This window comes from Nonomuraea sp. NPDC049684 (genome assembly GCF_044465345.1).
In the GTDB taxonomy this organism is placed as follows: Bacteria; Actinomycetota; Actinomycetes; order Streptosporangiales; family Streptosporangiaceae; genus Nonomuraea.
The window spans coordinates 159333-177026 of sequence record NZ_JBITLO010000001.1 but is presented as its reverse complement, the minus strand read 5'-3'; the positions used below and the strand labels follow the sequence as shown (position 1 = coordinate 177026).

The window sequence follows — 17694 nt, the reverse complement described above, 5'->3', positions numbered from 1 at the left end:
GAAATCTACGCTTTCGACATCAGATGGCCGGAAGCCGCAGGACGAACCGCGCCCCGCCCGGACGGTCCTCCACGCGCACGCTGCCCCGGTGGGCCATCGCCACGTCCCTGGCGATGGCCAGGCCGAGCCCGGTGCCGCCGGAGTCGCGGCTGCGGGCGGCGTCGAGGCGGGTGAACCGCTCGAAGATGCGCTCGCGGTCGGCCTCGCGGATCTCCTGGCCGTCGTTCTCCACCGCCAGCACGGCGGTGCCGCCCCTGGCCGGGCCCGCCTCCCTGGTGACCACGACCCGCACCATGGTCTCGGCGTGCCGCTGGGCGTTGTCCAGCAGGTTCGTCAGCACCCGGGCCAGTTGCAGGCGCACGCCCTCGACCACCACGCCCTCGGTCAGCTCCAGGCGGGTGGGCAGCTTGTCGCTGCGCACGGCCAGCTCCTGCCGGACGAGCTGGGCCAGGTCCACCGGCTCCCTGGCCACGTCCACCCGGGAGCCGATCCGGGCCAGCAGGAGCAGGTCGGTGATGATCGCCTCCAGCCGGTCGGTGTCCCGCAGGGCGCTGTCCACCAGCGCCTCGACGTCGGTGTCCTCCGGGTAGAGCTGGGCGCTCTCCAGCTGGGCGCGCAGCCCGGCGATCGGGGTGCGCAGCTCGTGGGAGGCGTCGGAGGCGAACTGGCGCTGCTGCAGCGCGGAACGTTCCAATCGGGCCAGCGTGTTGTTGACGGCCTTGGCCAGCATGGCGACCTCGTCCTCGCCGCCCGGCTGGGTGACCCGGTGGCTCAGGTCGCCGGCGCTGACCGCGTCCAGCTCGGCGCGCATGGTCGCCACCGGGCGCAGCGCGCGGCCGGTGACCAGCCAGGTCGCCCAGGCGGTGAGCGCGATCAGCACCGCCACCTGGGAGAACACGATCACCTCCAGCGTCTGCGAGGCCAGCACCTCCGGGGTGCTGCGGCCGGCGTAGACGATGGGGGAGTCCTCCGACATGCCGGCCTTGACCGCCGACAGGTGCACGCACTCGGTCGGCAGGCAGTTGGTGGTGTTGACCACCCGGCTCTCGGCGGTGGGCCGCACGTCGCTGAGCGGCGGCAGGTTCCTGGCCGCGTCGCTGCTGGCCAGGACGCGGCCGTCGGTGCCGACGATCTGGATCAGGTCGATGGACGGGTTGGGCACCGGGATCGTGGCGCCCTGCGGCAGTCCGCCCGCGCGCATCTCGGAGGCCACCCGCTCGGCGGTGTCGCGCGTGTCCCGGTAGACGCCGGCCGTCACCAGGGAACGCGAGACGATGCACCCGGCGATGCCCACGGGGATCAGCACGAGGGCGGCTACGGCCGTCGCGATGAGGGTGACGCGTCCGCGCAGGGAGCGGGCCCACAGGGGTGGCACTCCCCGAGACTACTAACCGTCATTGCCGCCAAATGCCGCGTCAAGGGAAAGGTTCCCCCAACCTCAACGCTGGATCCACACGGTGGTGTCCGGCGGGATCGAGCCGTCCGCCGCCAGCGGGCCGCTGGCCAGCAGGACCGTGCCGGGCACGACCGGGGCGACCGGGTGCTCGCCGGTGTTCAGCATCACGACCAGGCCCGGGTCGCGCTGGACGGCCAGCACGTCCTCGGGGGCCTCCAGCCAGCGCAGCGTGCCGCCGCCGAGCGCCGGGTGCTGCCTGCGCAGCCGGAGCGCGGCCCGGTAGAGGTTGAGCGTGGAGTCCGGGTCGTGCTCCTGGGCCTCGGCCGACAGCCGCGTCCACGACGGCGGGATCGGCAGCCACGGGTCGCGCCAGCCGCAGCCCGGCTCGCTCGTCCACGGGATCGGCACCCGGCAGCCGTCGCGGCTCTCGCCCGTGCGCCGGAAGGCCGGGTCCTGGCGCAGCTCGTCGGGCAGGTCGAGGACCTCGGGCAGGCCCAGCTCCTCGCCGTTGTAGAGGTAGGCCGAGCCGGGCAGGGCCAGCATGAGCAGCGTCGCCGCGCGGGCGCGGGCCAGGCCGCCGTGCCGGGTGACGTGGCGCGGCTTGTCGTGGTTGGACAGCACCCACGTGGTGGGCGCGCCGACCAGCTCGGCCTCCGCCAGCGACTTCTCGATCACCGTGCGGAACGACTTGGCGTGGAAGTCGGCCATCATGAACTCGAAGTTGAACGCCTGGTGCAGCTCGTCCGGCCCGACGTAACGGGCCAGCCGCTCGGGCGAGGACACCCACGCCTCGGCGACGGCCATCCGGCCGCCGGGGTAGGAGTCGAGGATCGGCCGCCACTCCCGGTAGATGTCGTGCACGCCGTCCTGGTCGAAGTAGGGCACCTGCTCGTCGCCCAGCATCTCGGCCTGGCGGCCCTCCTTCGGGCCCACGTCGGGCAGCCCCTCGGCCTTGACCATGCCGTGGGCCACGTCCACGCGGAAGCCGTCCACGCCCCGGTCCAGCCAGAAGCGCAGGACGTCGCGGAACTCCGCGCGCACCTCGGGGTTGTCCCAGTTGAGGTCGGGCTGCTCGGGCGCGAACAGGTGCAGGTACCACTGGCCGTCCTCGACCTGGGTCCAGGCCGGGCCGCCGAAGATCGACTCCCAGTCGTTGGGCCGGTCGCGGAAGATGTAACGGTCGCGCAGCCCGGCCTGGAACCAGGGGTGCCGGTCCGAGGAGTGGTTGGGGACCAGGTCCACGATCACCCGGATGCCGCGGTCGTGGGCGTCGGCGACCAGGGCGTCGAAGTCGGCCAGCGTGCCGAACATCGGGTCCACGTCCCGGTAGTCGGCCACGTCGTAGCCGCCGTCGGCCATGGGGGAGGTGTAGAAGGGGCTCAGCCAGATCGCGTCCACGCCCAGCCGGGCGAGGTGGCCCAGGCGTTCCCGCACGCCCTTCAGGTCGCCGGTGCCGTCGCCGTCGGCGTCGGCGAAGCTCCGGGGATAGACCTGGTACACGACGGCGTCCCGCCACCAGTCGTCGTTGCCGAGCATGGCTTTCCTTCCCCCGATGTCCGTGATGTCTGGTGCAGGATGTCGCGCGTCCTTGCGACAGGTCAAGTGCAAGTTTCGGAAAGTTGCAGATTCCCCGTACGGCCGTTATCAAAGGTGCGGCGAGGTCAGCGCGTCGCGGGTCGGATGTGGTTCCGGTAACGCTCTTTCGCAAGTTCTTCCAATTCTTGCAAAGAGCCGCTAACGTCCCGGAAACGTAAGCCGTGAACAGCGGCGGAAAACGATCTTCGGCGGCGGCGCACGCAGGCGTCGCCGCTCCTCCATGACCTCGGGAGGTCTCATGCGTGTACGGGTCCTGGGAGTGGCCGCCCTCTCCACCCTCGCGTTCGCCGCTACGGCTTGTGGTGACTCCGGCTCGACCGCCCCGTCGGCGCAGCCCAGCGGGTCGGCCTCGGCCTCGGCTCCGGCCCCGGCGGCCGGCGGCACGCTGGTCATCTGGGCCGACCCGAGCCGGGTCAAGCCGCTCAAGCCCTTCGCCGACCGGTTCGGCAGCGAGAACGGCGTGACCGTCGAGGTGAAGGAGATCAGCAAGGACAACCAGATGACCTTCCTGACCGCCTCCCAGCAGGGCAGCGGCCCGGACATCATGATCGGCGCGCACGACTGGATCGGCAACCTCGTCCAGAACGGCGCCATCGACCCCGTCACGCTGACCGACGAGCAGAAGGCGGCCTTCTCCGAGATCGCCATCAAGGCGGTCACCTTCAACGGCCAGGTGTACGGCGCCCCGTACGCGGTGGAGAACATCGCCCTGATCCGCAACACCGAGCTCGCCCCGGACGCCCCCGCCACGCTCGACGAGATGATCGACAAGGGCAAGGAGCTGAAGAAGGCCGGCAAGGTCAAGGAGGTGCTCTGCCTGCCCGTCGGCGTCAAGGGCGACGCCTTCCACGCCTACCCGCTGTTCGCCTCCGCCGGCGGCGCGCTGTTCGGCCAGACCGCCTCCGGCGACCCCGACCCCAAGCAGGTGCTGCTCGGCTCCGAGGGCTCGGTCAAGGCGTTCGGCAAGCTGAAGGAGCTCGGCGAGAAGGGTGACGGCGCGCTCAAGACGTCGGTCACCAACGAGAACTACATCGTCAACTTCGCCGCCGGCAAGTGCGCCTACCTGATCTCCGGCCCGTGGGCCATGAGCGAGGTCAAGAAGGGCGGCATCTCCTACGACATCACGCCCGTCCCGGCGTTCAAGGACGGCAAGCCGGCCACGCCGTTCGTCGGCGTCCAGTCGTTCTTCGTGGCGGCCAAGGGCAAGAGCAAGGCCCTGGCCCAGGAGTTCGTCGCCAACTACGTCACCAACAAGGACGTCGCCAAGGCCCTGTACGAGGCCGACCCGCGGCCCCCGGCGCTGACCGCCGCCCTCCAGGAGGTCCAGGCCGCCGACCCCGACGCCGCCAAGTTCATGGACGCCGGCAAGAGCGGCATGCCGATGCCCGCCATCCCCGAGATGGCCGCGATCTGGGAGCCGTTCGGCATCGCGGAGACGGCCGTGGTCAAGGGCGGCGACGCGGCCAAGGCCGCCGCGGCCGCGCAGAAGGCCATCGACGGCGCGCTCAAGAACTGACATGGCCCAGGACGTGCACGAGGCCGTGGGGACCGCCGTGTCCCCGCGGCCTCGCCGGGAGCTCACCACGGCGTTCGTGGTGAGCAGGATCGCGGTGCTGGCCGTGGCCGCGGCGATCCTGCTCTACGCCGTTCCGCCGCTGGTCGCCGCGGAGTCGTGGGTCTCGCTCACGCTGCTGGGGCTGGCCGCCGCGGCCATCGCCTACCTCTACCTGACCCGCCGCTTCATCCCGGCCAAGTACCTCGTCCCCGGCACCGTCTTCCTGATCGCCTTCCAGGTGCTGCCCGTGCTCTACACGGTGACCACGGCGTTCACGAACTTCGGCGACGGGCACCGCGGCGACAAGGCCGAGGCCGTCACCGCCATCGAGACCGGCTCGGTGCGCCAGGCCCCCGGCTCGCCCGAGTACGGCCTGACCGCCGCCCTGCGCGGCGACGAGCTGGTGTTCCTGCTGGTCGACCCCACGACCAAGCAGGTACGGCTGGGCACCGCCGAAGGGCTGACCCCGCTCGCCGGCGCCCAGGTCGGCCTCACCGGCAAGGTCCTGTCGGCCCCCGGCGTGACCGTGCTGAAGGCGCCCGAGGCGGCCGCCCGCGGCCAGGAGATCTCGGCGCTGTCCGTGCCGACGCCGGGCGGCGCGATCAAGGCCAACGGCCTCAGCCGGGCCGTGGAGGGCAAGGCCGCGCTGGTCTACGACGCCGCCTGCGACTGCGTCAAGGGCAACGGCGACACCTGGACGGCCGACGAGGCCCAGGGCTACTTCGTCAACGCCGAGGGCGAGCACCTGGCCCAGGGCTGGCAGACCAACGTCGGCCTGGACAACTTCGCCCGCGTGCTGACCAACCCCACCATCTCCGGCTACTTCGTCGGCGTGCTGGGCTGGAACCTGGTGTTCGCGCTGGCCTCCGTGGCCGGCACGTTCGGGCTCGGCATGGCGGTGGCGCTGGCGCTGCACCACCCGCGCATGCGCGGCACGAAGATCTACCGGATCGTGCTGATCCTGCCGTACGCGATGCCGGCCTTCGCCATGCTGCTGGTCTGGCGCGACATGTTCAACCGCGACTTCGGCCTGATCAACCAGTTCTTCGGGCTGAACGTCGACTGGCTCGGCGAGCCCGTCACCGCCCGCTTCGCGGTCATCCTGGTCAACCTGTGGCTCGGCTTCCCGTACATGTTCCTGGTCACCACCGGCGCGCTGCAGGCGATCCCGCGCGAGCTGACCGAGGCGGCCTCCATCGACGGCGCCACGCCGTGGAAGGCGTTCCGCCGGGTGACGCTGCCGCTGCTGCTGGTCGCGCTGACGCCGTTGCTGATCTCGTCGTTCGCGTTCAACTTCAACAACTTCAACGCCATCGCGCTCACCACCGACGGCGGGCCGTTCCCGGCCGAGAGCCCGCAGGTGGGGGCCACCGACCTGCTGATCACCTACACCTTCCGGCTGGCGTTCGGCGCGGGCGGGGCGCAGTTCGGGTTCGCGGCGGCGATCTCGGTGTTCATCTTCACGATCGTGGCGGTCATCTCGGCCGTGGCCTTCCGCCGCACCCGCAAGCAGGAGGAGGTCTACGCATGAGGATCGCGCTCAGGCACGTGTTCGTGCTGGCGGTGTGCGCGTTCGCGCTGTTCCCGATCCTGTTCGTGGTCTCGGCCGCGATCAACCCCATGGGCACGCTGGCCTCCACCGACCTGCTGCCGTCGGGGGCGAGCCTGAACAACTTCGCCAACCTGCTCGCCTCCGACGACTATCCGTTCGGCCGGTGGTTCTTCAACTCGGTGTTCATCGCGCTGGTCTCGTCGTTCGCGAGCCTGCTGCTGTCGATGCTGGCCGCCTACGCCTTCAGCCGCATGCGCTTCACCGGCCGCCGGGTCGGGCTGCTGGCGCTGCTGCTCATCCAGATGTTCCCGCAGTTCCTGGCCATCGTGACGATCTTCATGATCTTCACCAGGGTGACCGAGCTGTACCCGGCGTTCGGCTTCAACACCGTCTGGGGCCTGCTGCTGCTCTACCTGGGCGGCGCGCTGGGCGTGAACACCTGGCTGATGAAGGGCTTCCTCGACACCGTGCCCAAGGAGCTCGACGAGGCCGCCACCGTGGACGGCGCCACCCACGCGCAGATCTTCTGGCGGATCATCATGCCGCTGGTCACACCGATCCTCGCGGTCACCGCGCTGCTGGCCTTCATCGGCATCATGAGCGAGTTCCTCATGGCCAACGTGTTCCTGCGCGACCCCGAGAGCAAGACCCTGGCCGTCGGCATGTACGGCATGATCGCCGGCGACCACCGCAACGCCAACTTCGGCATGTTCGCCGCCGCGACGTTGCTCACCGCCGTACCCACGGTGAGCGTGTTCCTATGGCTGCAGAAGTACATCGTCTCCGGCCTGACGGCCGGGGCTGTCAAGGGATAGGTCCATTGCGCCATGTCGGCGAGCCGCACCACGACGGCTCAGCTCTGTACGTCTCCAGCCGGGAACCGGCGCTCGGCTCGCGGGTGACCCTCTGGCTGCGTGCCCCGCGCGCCGCCGGGATCACCGGGGTGCACGTGCGCACCGTCTGCGACGGCGAGCCCCGCTACGCCGAGGCCCGCGTCGACGACTCCAGGACGGGCACGCCGGTCGCCGGCTACGGCGCGGACGACGTGTGGTGGCAGGCGGAGATCACCGCCGTCAACCCGGTCACCCCGTACCGCTTCCTGCTGCACACCCGCCGCGGCCGGCTCTGGCTGACCGCGGCCGGCCCGGTCGCCCACGACGTGACCGACGCGGGCGACTTCCGCCTGGTCTGCCACCAGGCGCCGCCCTCGTGGATGGCGGACGCGATCGTCTACCAGATCTTCCCCGACCGCTTCGACCGCTCCGGCCCGATGCCGGACCTGCCCGACTGGGCGCTGCCGCGCGACTGGGACCGCGACCCGGTGATCCCCAGCGGCCCCGGCGTCGCCCAGCAGTTCTACGGCGGCGACCTCGACGGCATCACCCGCCGCCTGGACCACATCCAGGGGCTCGGCGCCGACACCGTCTACCTGACGCCGATCTTCCCGGCCCGCTCCAACCACCGCTACGACGCCGCGAGCTTCGAGCACGTCGACCCACTGCTCGGCGGCGACGAGGCCCTGCACCGGCTGTCCGGCGCGCTGCACGCCCGCGGCATGCGCCTGCTCGGCGACATCACCACCAACCACTGCGGCGACGCCCACGAATGGTTCACCGCCGCCGTCTCCGACGTCAACGCCCTCGAACGGGAGATGTTCTACTTCGACCCCGACACCGGCGACTACGAGTCGTGGTGGGGCGTCAAGTCGCTGCCCAAGCTCAACTGGGGCAGCGAGCTGGTGCGCTCCAGCATGCGCGCGGTGCTGAAGAAGTGGCTCGGCCCCCTGGACGGCTGGCGCGTGGACGTCGCCAACATGACCGCCAGGCTCGGCGCCGACGACCGCAACCACGAGGTCGCCGCCATGCTGCGCCGGCAGCTCGGCCCCGAGGCCGCCTTCATCGCCGAGCACAACCACGACGCCTCGCTCGACCTCGACCGCGACGGCTGGCACGGCACCATGAACTACGGCGGCTTCACCCGTCCGGTCTGGGCCTGGCTGCGCGGTCCCGACCTGGATCTGCCGCACTTCCTCGGCGTGCCGGGCGGCGTGCCCGAGCGCGACGGCACGGACACCCTGGCCACGTTCAGGGCCTTCGCCTCGCACATGTCCTGGCGCTCGCTCACGCACTCCTGGCAGCTCCTGGACTCCCACGACTCGCCGCGCATCCGCACGGTGACCGGCTCGCGTGAACGCCACCTGCTGGCCCTCGGCCTGCAGGCCACGCTGCCCGGCACGCCCATGGTCTTCGCCGGCAGCGAGTTCGGCCTGACCGGGATCAACGGGGAGCACTCGCGCACCCCCATGCCCTGGAACCGGCCGCACGACCAGGACCTGGCGACCCTGTCGGCCTACCGCGAGCTGCTGGGGCTGCGTCGCGCGGAGCCCGCGCTCCGTCACGGAGGGTTGCGCTGGCTGCACTCCGACGCCGACTGCCTGGTCTTCGCGCGCGAGACGTTCGAGGAGTCGCTGCTGGTGGCCGTCCGCCGGGCGCCCGGCGCGGCGCTGCCCATCGGGGCGCAGGCCCAGGGCGTCCACAATGCCCAGGACGGAGACGTGATCCCGGGGGACGGTCCTTCGGTGAGTGTGTGGCGCATCACACGCTGATCACGCTACGGTATGGCCTGGCCCCGTACCGTCTCCAACTGGATAGTGGTGTGCCCGCATGAGGTTGCTCTCCGTAGCCGTCGCAGCTTCGCTTCTTACCGCCGTACCGACCGCCGCGGAAGCCAGGGCGGCCACCACCTACTACGTCGACTCCAGGACCGGCGACGACTCCGCCGCCGGCACCAGCCCCGACAAGCCGTGGAAGTCGCTGGAGAAGGTCAGTGCCGCCGGCCTCAAGCCGGGCGACGTCGTCAGCCTCAAGCGGGGCGGCAGCTTCACCGGCCCGCTCCGGCTCACCGCCAACGGCACCGCCGCCCGGCCCATCGTCGTCCGCTCGCACGGCACCGGCGCCCTGCCCCGCATCAGCGGAGAGGAGCGCGACTGCGTGGTCGTCAAGGGCGCCTACTGGCAGATCAGCGGCCTGCGCGCCACCGGCTGCCGGTTCGCCGGGTTCCAGCTCGGCGGCCACCACATCGAGCTGACCGGCGTCGCGGCCGACGGCAACGTCGCGGGCGTGTGGGTCACGCCGTCCGGCTCGCACAACACCGTCCGCGACAGCACGCTCACCGGCAACAACCGCATGAGCGTCGACGACGAGGGCGGCGACAACGACTCCGGCGCCTTCGGCGTGCTGCTCAACGGCGACGACAACCTGGTGACCCGCAACACCATCACCGGCAGCTACGCCAAGAGCCACGACTACGGCACCGACGGCGCCGCCGTCGAGATCTTCAACGGCGACCGCAACCGCATCACCCACAACACCGCGCGCGACAACGAGACCTTCACCGAGCTCGGCGCCCAGAAGGGCAAGACCGCCACCGGCAACGTCTTCGCCTTCAACGTCGTCACCTCCGCCCGCAGCCGCGGCTCCTTCCTCATCACCCGCGGCCCCGGCCACGTCGTGGGCCCGGTCAAGGGCACGATCGCCGTGCAGAACTCGGTCTACCTGCCGGCCAAGGACACCATCGGCTGGTCCTGCCACGACGGCTGCTCGCCCTCCATCCTCCGGCTGCGCAACAACGTGATCGCGGTCGGCGGCGAGGCGGGCTGGGCCGACGGCAAGGGCGTCGACGACGGCGGCAGCGTCTACTACGGCCGCAAGCTCACCTTCAAGCTGGGGCCGAAGTCGGTCAGGGCCGACCCGCTGTTCGTCTCCCGCACCGACCTGCGCCTGCGTCCGGGCTCCCCGGCGCTGGGCCGCGGCCTGCCGCTGTCGCCCGCCTGGTACGGCGGCGCCGCCTTCGGCAAGGACATGCTGGGCCGTCCGCTGTCCGGGTCGCCCGACGCCGGGGCCTACCAGCGGTAGCGGTGTAACCTACGGGGCATGGTCCCGGATCTTCGTCTGCCGCTGGTCAAGCAGCTCGCCGAGGCCGACGTGCCCCACCGCTTCTGGCACACCGCCGACCCCGGCGGGCGCGTCTGGCTGTTCGAGAACGTCGAGGGCGACGGCGAGCACTGGGCGATCAGGCAGATCGAGGTCGGCGCCGACCGCGTCGCCCACCGCTACTGGTGGGGCCGGCTCCAGGACGATCGCGGCTTCCTCACCGACCAGCCGCTGGAGATCTGGGAGCTGACCGAGATCACCCAGGCGGCGTTCGAGGCCGTCTGGGCCGCCGCCTGAGCCTCAGCCGGCGTTCTCCAGCACGAGCGCGTTGGCCAGGCCGCCCGCCTCGCACATGGTCTGCAGGGCGTAGCGGGCGCCGCGCGTGCGCATGGCGTGCACGAGCGTGGTGGTGATGCGCGCGCCGCTGGCGCCGAGCGGATGGCCGAGGGCGATGGCGCCGCCGTTGACGTTGACCTTCGCCGGGTCGGCCCCCGTCTCCCGCAGCCAGGCCAGCACGACGGCGGCGAAGGCCTCGTTGACCTCGAACAGGTCGATGTCGGACAGCGCGAGCCCGGCGCGGCGCAGCACCTTCTCCGTGGCCGGGATCACGCCGGTGAGCATGAGCAGCGGGTCGGAGCCCGTGACGGCGAAGCTGTGCAGCCGGGCCAGCGGGCGCAGGCCGAGCCGCGCGGCGGTCTCGGAGCTGGTGATCAGGACGGCCGCCGCGCCGTCGTTGATCGGGCTGGCGTTGCCCGCGGTGACCGACCAGGTGATCTGCGGGAAGCGCGCGGCGTAACTGGGGTCGGCGTAGGCGGGCCGCAGCCCGGCCAGGATCTCGGGCGTGGTGGCGGGCCTGATCGACTCGTCGCGGTCGAGGCCGGCGATCGGGGCGAGCTCGGCGCCGAAGTCGGCGGCGGCGGCCTTGGCGTGGGAGTCGGCGGCGAAGACGTCCATCTCCTCGCGGCTCAGCGACCACTTGGCGGCGATCAGCTCGGCGCTGATGCCCTGCGGGACCAGCCCCCCGGGGAAGCGCGCGGCCACCGAGGGCCCGAACGGGTCGGCGCCCGGCGGCACGTTCGACCACATGGGCACCCGGCTCATCGACTCCACGCCGCAGGCCACCACCAGGTCGTAGGCGCCGGACATGACGCCCTGCGCGGCGAAGTGCACGGCCTGCTGGGACGAGCCGCACTGCCGGTCGACCGTCACCGCGGGCACCGAGTCGGGCAGGCCGGCGGCCAGCCAGGCGTAGCGGGTGGTGTTCATGGCCTGCTCGCCGACCTGGTCGACGCAGCCGCCGATCACGTCGTCGACCAGCGACGGGTCCACGCCGCTGCGCTCGACCAGGGAGCGCAGGGCGTGGGCGAGCAGGTCGACGGGGTGCGTCCCGTGCAGCCCGCCGCCGGGCTTGCCCTTGCCGATCGGGGTGCGTACGGCTTGCACGATGACGGCGTCGCGCATCGCGGCCTCCTGTCCGTTGGAAATTCCAACTCACTCTAACGCGAGCGGGTTGGACTTTCCAACGCAGGCGTCACCGGGCGGCCAGGCCGTTGATGATCATGTGCAGGGCGACGTCGAAGCTGCGCTCGACCTCCTCCGGCTCGCCGCTCAGGTGCCCCCGCGTCTCGGCGAAGACGAACCCCGAGACGAACGCGTGCAGCACCTCGCTCGTCCGCCGCAGCTCCTCCTCGGGCACCCCGCTGGCGCGCAGGATGCGGTAGAGCGCCTGCCACAGCGGCAGCCGCCGGTCCTCGATGAACTCGGGGTGGTTGTGCAGGTAGGTCCACATGGCCGGATGCTGCCGGGCGTGCCGGTGGTAGGCCAGGGCCAGGGCGCGGAGCTGGTCCGGCCACGGCGTGCCGTCGTCGGGCGGCAGCGGCAGCCGGGCGCTGACCGTCTCGCAGATGCGGGCCAGCAACGCTTCCTTGCTCGCGACGTGGTGGTAGACCGACATGGGGTTGACGTCCAGCTCGGCGGCCAGTTTCCGCATCGACAACCCCTCGACGCCGGCCTCGTCGATCAGGCGAAGCGCCGTGGAACAGATCTCGTCAAGACTCAGGGGAGCTCCCCTGCGCGCACTCACTGCCATACAGCGTATGGTAGCGTCAGCCATACGGTGTATGGCTACCCGAAGGGAGCACTCATGAGGCGTATCCCCGCCCCGCAGGGCCTGCCGATCCTGGGCAACACGCTGCAGATCCCGGCCCACTCGCCGGTGGAGCACTTCGTCAAGGTCGCCGAGCGGTTCGAGGAGGGCATCTTCCGGCTGGAGGTCGCCGGCCGCACGATCGTGCTCGTCCACGACCCCGACCTGGTCGCGGAGGTGTGCGACGAGAGCAGGTTCGTCAAGCGCATCAAGCCGCCGCTGTCGATCGTGCGCGACTTCGGCGGCGACGGCCTGTTCACCGCCGAGCCGCACGAGCCGGTGTGGGGGCAGGCGCACCGCATCCTGCTGCCCGCCTTCAGCCAGCGCTCGATGAAGGCGTACTACCCCCAGATGCTGGAGGTCGCCGAGCAGCTCGTCGCCTCGTGGGCCGGCCGCCAGGGCCAGGACCTGCCCGTGGCCGACGACATGACCCGGCTCACGCTGGACACGATCTCGCTGACCGGCTTCGGCTTCCGGTTCGACTCCTTCGCCTCTCCCGAGCTGCACCCGTTCCTGAAGGCCATGGGCGGCGCGCTGACCGAGGCCATGCTGCGCAACCAGCAGCTCCCGTTCGTCACCAAGCTGAAGCGCGGCCACGAGGACGCCTACCGCCGCGACATCGAGACCATGCGCGCCCTGGTGGACGACGTGATCAGGCAGCGCCGCACAGAGCTGCCCGGAGCGGGCGCCGGCGACGCCAAGGACCTGCTCGGCCTCATGCTGGAGGCCGCCGACCCGCAGACCGGCGGCCGCCTGTCCGACGAGAACATCCGCAACCAGGTGCTCACCTTCCTCATCGCCGGGCACGAGACCACCAGCGGCCTGCTCTCCTTCGCCCTGTACAACCTGCTGCGCGACCCGCACACCCTGGCCAGGGCCTACGACGAGGTCGACCGCCTGCTGCCCGGCGACGAGCCGCCCGGCTACGAGACGATCATGAAGCTCGACGTCATCCCCCGCATCCTGGAGGAGACGCTACGGATCTGGTCGCCGATCCCCGCCTTCACCGTCAGCGCCGTCGAGGCCACCACCATCGGCGGGTACGAGATCGAGGCCGACCAGAGCGTCGCCGTGCTGCTGCCGTCGCTGCACCGCAACCCCAAGGCGTGGGAGCGGCCGCAGGAGTTCGACATCGACCGCTGGCTGCCGGAGAACAAGAAGGCGCACCACCCGGCGGCCTACAAGCCGTTCGGCAACGGCGAGCGGGCCTGCATCGGCCGCCAGTTCGCGCTGACCGAGGCACGGCTGGCCCTGGCCATGATCCTGCGCCGCTTCGCGGTCTCCGACCCCGAGGCCTACCGGATGCAGATCAAGCAGACCCTGACCATCAAGCCCGACGGCTTCACCCTGCGGGTGCGCGAGCGCCGCGCCCACGAGCGCACCGCCCCCATCGCCGGCGTCCAGGCCGCCGAGGAGGGGGAGCGGCACGACCTCGCGGTCACCGGCGTGCCGCTCACCGTGGCCTACGGCTCCAACCTGGGCACCGCCGCCGACATCGCCGAGCGGCTGGCCGAGCGGGCCGGCCGGTCCGGCTTCGCCACCACCCTGACCACGCTGGACGACCTGACGCCGCCGTCGGACGGCCTGCTCGTCGTGGTCGCCTCCTCCTACAACGGCAAGGCGCCCGACAACGCCCAGCGCTTCGACGCCCTGGAGGAGCTGCCCGACCTGTCGGGCGTGCGCCTGGCGGTGCTCGGCTGCGGCAACTCGCAGTGGCCGACGTACCAGGACTTCCCGCGCCGGGCCGCCGGGAAGCTGACCGCCGCCGGGGCGGTGCCGCTCGTCGAGCGCGGCGAGGCCGACGCCGACGGCGACTTCGACGGCGACGTCTCGGCCTGGACGGCCCGCCTGTGGGCGGCGCTGGCCGAGGAGTACAGCGCCCAGACGGACGCGGCCGGGCCGCGCTACGAGATGGAGGTGCTCGGCGAGAGCGAGGTCAGGCCGGCCGTCGTGTCCGAGCGGGCCGTGCCGATGACCGTCGTGTCCAACGAGGAGCTGACCGGCGACCCCGCCGGGCTGTGGGACTTCTCGGCCGAGGCCCCGAGGCCCGGCGTGCGCTCCATCGTGGCCCGCCTGCCCGAGGGCGTCACCTACACGGCGGGCGACCACGTCGCCGTCTTCGCCAAGAACGACCCCGAGCTGGTCGAGTGGGCCCTGCGCTGCCTGCGGGTGCCGCGCGAGCAGGTGGTGCGGCTGCGCGCCGCCGGCGCCACCCACCTGCCCGTGGACACGCCGGTGACGGCCGGCCTGCTGCTGACCGAGTTCGCCGAACTGCAGGAGGTGGCCACCAGGGCCGACCTGGAGGCCCTGGCCGCGCACACCGGCTGCCCCTGGACACGCGGTCAGCTCGCCGAGCTGACCGCCAACTACGCCGACGAGATCCTGGCCAAGCGGGTCTCGCCGCTGTCCCTGCTGGAGCGCTTCCCGGCCGTCGAACTGCCGCTGCCGGTGTTCCTGGAGATGGCCGGGCCGATCCGGCCGCGCTACTACTCGGTCTCCTCCTCGCCGCTGGCCGACCCGGGCCTGGTGCGGCTCACCGTCGGGCTGGTCGAGGGGCCCGCCTGGTCCGGCAGCGGCACCTACCAGGGCATGTGCTCGGCGTACCTGGCCGGGCTGCGGCCCGGTGAGGTGTTCTACGGGTACGTTCGCGTGCCCGCGCCGCCGTTCCGGCTGCCCGCCGATCCGGCCACCCCGGTGATCCTGGTCGGCCCCGGCACGGGCTTCGCGCCGCTGCGCGGCTTCCTGGAGGAGCGGGCGCTGAGCGGGGCGGGCGGCCGGGCCGAGGTGTTCACCGGCTGCCGCCACCCCGACCACGACTGGCTGTACCGGGACGAGGTGACCGCCTGGGCCGCCCGCGAGGAGGTGACCGTGCACACCGCGTTCTCGGCCGTAGCCGGGCACCCGTACCGGTACGTCCAGGACGCCGTGGCCGATCACGCCGAGGAGGTGTGGGAGCTGCTGGAGCAGGGCGCGTACGTGTACGTCTGCGGCGACGGCCTGCGCATGGCCCCGGCGGTGCGCCAGGCGCTGCTGGACGTCCACCGGCGGCACACCGGCGAGGACGGCGAAGGCGGCGCGGCCTGGCTGGCCGCCCTGGAGGCGGACGGCCGCTACCAGCAGGACGTGTTCGCCTGATCCCAGCCTGAACCTCACGTGCGGGGATCGGTCTGCCTGATCCTTGAACGATCCTTGGTCGTTTTTGGGAAAACACCTGCTCAAACCGTCATCCCGGTTCGACAATCCGGACTTAGCGCCGGATCCTGGGATATAAGCGCAGCATGCGCGACATATCCGTGGAACGTACGCGAAACCTGTCCACGGCACTGTGAGAGCCTCTGGGAAAGGGGGCGGGCAATGCTGCTGCGACTGAGGGTGTCCCTGCCGGACCGGCCGGGCGGCCTTGGCCAGGTCGCGAAGGCGCTGGGGGCGCTCGGCGCCGACATCCTTCAGGTCACCGTGCTGGAACGGGAGACCGGCCGGGCGGTGGACGACTTCATCGTGTCCTGGCCGGGCCCGATCAGCGCGGCGGAGGTGTGCGAGCGGCTGTCGGCGACGCCGGGCGTACGCGTCGAGGGCGTCTGGCCCACCCGTGACGTGCCCGGCTCGGCCCCCGACTACGACCTGCTCATGCACGTGGCGACGGAACCGGCCCGCGGGCTGGCCACGCTGGTGGACGCCCTGCCCGCGCTGTGCGGCGCCGAGTGGTCGGTCGCGGTCGAGGACGGAGCCGTGCGGCACGCCTCGATGGCCGCGCCGGAGGTGGTGAACCTGCCCGACCCGCCGCCGCGCGCGATCACCCTGGACTCGGCGGACCTGCGGCTGATGTTGCTGCCGTTCGTCCCGCAGGGCATGCACGTCGTCGTCGCCCGCGCCGGCGGGCCGGTCTTCCACCGGGCCGAGCTGGAACGCGCGGTCCGCATCGTGGACGTCGTCGCCAAGCTCGCCGCCCGCGCCCCCGGACGATTGACCGGCCAAACATCAGACGAATAACGTGAGCCTCGTCCGTCCCTCCCGGCGCGCGAAGGACCTGAGGCCATGGATTTCGAGCTGACCGACGAGCAGAAGGCCTTCCGCGAGACCCTGCGCGCCTTCGTGGAGAAGGAGATCCTGCCCGTGGCCACCGAGTGGGAGCACTCGGGCCGCTACCCCACCGAGATCGTCGAGAAGATGAAGCAGATGGGGCTGTTCGGGCTGACCGTCCCCGAGGAGTACGGCGGCCTCGGCGCCGACATGGTCTCCTTCGCGCTGGTCTTCGAGGAGATCGCGCGCGGCTGGATGATCGCCAGACACGGCACCGACGAGCAGAAGCGCCTGCACCTCGCCGACCTGGCCGCGGGCGCCCGGCGTACGGCCATCGCGCTCACCGAGCCCGGCGCCGGCACCGACCTGCAGGGCATCCAGACCCGCGCGGTCCGCGACGGCGACCACTACGTGGTGACCGGCACCAAGACGTGGATCACCAACGCCCGCCACGCCGACCCGCTGCCCGTCCTGGTCAAGACCTCGGTCACCGAGCCGGCCCACAAGGGCATGTCGGTGCTGCTCGTCGATCCGGCCTCGCCCGGCTTCAGCGTCAGCCGCGACCTGCCCAAACTCGGCTACAAGGGCACCGAGACCTGCGAGGTCGTGCTCGACGAGGTGCGCGTGCCGGTCTCGGCGCTGCTCGGGGGCGTCGAGGGGCGCGGCATGCAGCAGGTGCTGGGCGGGCTGGAGATCGGCCGGGTCAACATCGCCGCCCGCGCGGTCGGCGTCGCGCAGGCGGCCTACGACGCCGCCCTGGAGTACGCGCGCGGGCGCACCGTGTTCGGGCAGCCCATCGCCGACTTCCAGGCCGTCCAGCTCAAGCTCGCCGACCTGGCCACCGAGATCCAGGCCGCGCGGCTGCTCACGTACTGGGCCGCCGCCAGGGCCGACGGCGGCGAGCGGGTGGACATGGAGGCGGGCATGGCCAAGTACTTCGCCTCCGAGGTGGCCCTGAAGGCGTCGCTGGAGGCGATGCGCATCCACGGCGGCTACGGCTACTCCCAGGAGTTCGTGGTCGAACGGCTCTACCGCGACGCGCCGCTGATGGCGATCGGCGAGGGTACCAACGACGTGCAGCGCCTGGTGATCGCCCGCGCCCTCGTCTCCGGCAAGGGTCGGGTGGGCTGGTAGCTAGTCGTGCCGGGGCAGCCCCGAGACCTCGTGGTCGGCATGGGACAGCGCCTCGGCGATGAGCGCCCGCACGTGCCCGTCGCGGGCGCGGTAGAGCACGCGGCGGCCGTCCCTGCGGGTGTCCACCAGGCCGGCCAGGCGGAGCTTGGCCAGGTGCTGCGACACCGACGGGCGCGCCGCGCCGACCGCCTCGGCCAGGGAGTTCACGTCCAGCTCGCGGGCCGACAACTGCCACATCAGCCGGAGCCGGGTGGCGTCGCCGAGCATGCGGAAGGCGTCCACGGCGGCGTTGACCTGGGCGGGAGTGGGTTGCTCCTGCGCATGGTCCGCACCTGAGACGTTGTCGCGTGCGTACATGACTAC

At 71.7% G+C, this 17694-nt stretch carries 14 protein-coding genes; 9 read left to right on the top strand and 5 right to left on the bottom strand.

Annotated features, from left to right (window positions below):
* Positions 1–19: 19 nt before the first annotated feature.
* Together ACIBST_RS00800 and ACIBST_RS00795 are read right to left on the bottom strand one after the other, a co-directional pair.
* On the bottom strand, positions 20–1375 hold the full coding sequence (locus ACIBST_RS00800) for a sensor histidine kinase (RefSeq protein WP_397167903.1): 1356 nt from the start codon (positions 1373–1375) through the stop codon (positions 20–22).
* 63 nt (positions 1376–1438) lie between these two features.
* Entirely contained in the window at positions 1439–2932 is a 1494-nt protein-coding gene (locus tag ACIBST_RS00795) for a glycoside hydrolase family 13 protein (protein WP_397167901.1), read from the bottom strand.
* A 298-nt stretch (positions 2933–3230) separates the two neighbouring features.
* Between ACIBST_RS00795 and ACIBST_RS00790 the strand changes: the two genes are divergently transcribed.
* From ACIBST_RS00790 to ACIBST_RS00765, 6 genes are read left to right on the top strand one after another with little or no spacing between them, the layout of a single operon-like run.
* Complete coding sequence (locus tag ACIBST_RS00790; protein WP_397167899.1) at positions 3231–4508, top strand: extracellular solute-binding protein; 1278 nt, start codon at positions 3231–3233, stop codon at positions 4506–4508.
* A 1-nt stretch (position 4509) separates the two neighbouring features.
* Positions 4510–6078 (top strand): ABC transporter permease subunit, encoded by a 1569-nt coding sequence (locus tag ACIBST_RS00785; RefSeq protein ID WP_397167897.1) that lies wholly within the window; start codon positions 4510–4512, stop codon positions 6076–6078.
* Positions 6075–6914, top strand: coding sequence for a sugar ABC transporter permease (locus ACIBST_RS00780; RefSeq protein WP_397167896.1), 840 nt, complete (start codon positions 6075–6077; stop codon positions 6912–6914). The genes ACIBST_RS00785 and ACIBST_RS00780 overlap by 4 nt, the downstream gene beginning before the upstream one ends.
* A gap of 5 nt (positions 6915–6919) precedes the next feature.
* A complete protein-coding gene (locus tag ACIBST_RS00775; protein WP_397167895.1) occupies positions 6920–8704 on the top strand; it encodes a glycoside hydrolase family 13 protein in 1785 nt (594 codons plus the stop codon).
* 58 nt (positions 8705–8762) lie between these two features.
* Positions 8763–10013: a right-handed parallel beta-helix repeat-containing protein gene (locus ACIBST_RS00770; RefSeq protein ID WP_397167893.1), complete on the top strand. Its 1251-nt coding sequence runs from the start codon at positions 8763–8765 to the stop codon at positions 10011–10013.
* Positions 10014–10031: 18 nt separating this feature from the next.
* On the top strand, positions 10032–10328 hold the full coding sequence (locus tag ACIBST_RS00765) for a hypothetical protein (RefSeq protein WP_397167892.1): 297 nt from the start codon (positions 10032–10034) through the stop codon (positions 10326–10328).
* A 3-nt stretch (positions 10329–10331) separates the two neighbouring features.
* On the opposite strand, the gene ACIBST_RS00760 is transcribed toward ACIBST_RS00765, so the two are convergent.
* Positions 10332–11492: a thiolase family protein gene (locus ACIBST_RS00760; protein ID WP_397167890.1), complete on the bottom strand. Its 1161-nt coding sequence runs from the start codon at positions 11490–11492 to the stop codon at positions 10332–10334.
* 70 nt (positions 11493–11562) lie between these two features.
* Complete coding sequence (locus ACIBST_RS00755) at positions 11563–12120, bottom strand: TetR/AcrR family transcriptional regulator (protein ID WP_397167889.1); 558 nt, start codon at positions 12118–12120, stop codon at positions 11563–11565.
* A 54-nt stretch (positions 12121–12174) separates the two neighbouring features.
* On the opposite strand from ACIBST_RS00755, the gene ACIBST_RS00750 reads away from it, so the two are divergent.
* The 3 genes from ACIBST_RS00750 to ACIBST_RS00740 all read left to right on the top strand — a co-directional run bounded on the left by ACIBST_RS00750 (position 12175) and on the right by ACIBST_RS00740 (position 17331).
* The gene (locus ACIBST_RS00750; RefSeq protein WP_397167887.1) at positions 12175–15312 is read left to right on the top strand and encodes a bifunctional cytochrome P450/NADPH--P450 reductase; all 3138 of its coding nucleotides are present in this window, start codon (positions 12175–12177) and stop codon (positions 15310–15312) included.
* Between the two features lie 219 nt (positions 15313–15531).
* Positions 15532–16167, top strand: coding sequence for an ACT domain-containing protein (locus tag ACIBST_RS00745; RefSeq protein ID WP_397167885.1), 636 nt, complete (start codon positions 15532–15534; stop codon positions 16165–16167).
* 45 nt (positions 16168–16212) lie between these two features.
* Positions 16213–17331, top strand: a complete 1119-nt coding sequence (locus ACIBST_RS00740) for an acyl-CoA dehydrogenase family protein (RefSeq protein WP_397167884.1) — start codon at positions 16213–16215, stop codon at positions 17329–17331.
* On the opposite strand, the gene ACIBST_RS00735 is transcribed toward ACIBST_RS00740, so the two are convergent.
* Positions 17332–17688 (bottom strand): ArsR/SmtB family transcription factor, encoded by a 357-nt coding sequence (locus tag ACIBST_RS00735; RefSeq protein WP_397167882.1) that lies wholly within the window; start codon positions 17686–17688, stop codon positions 17332–17334.
* Positions 17689–17694 lie beyond the last annotated feature (6 nt).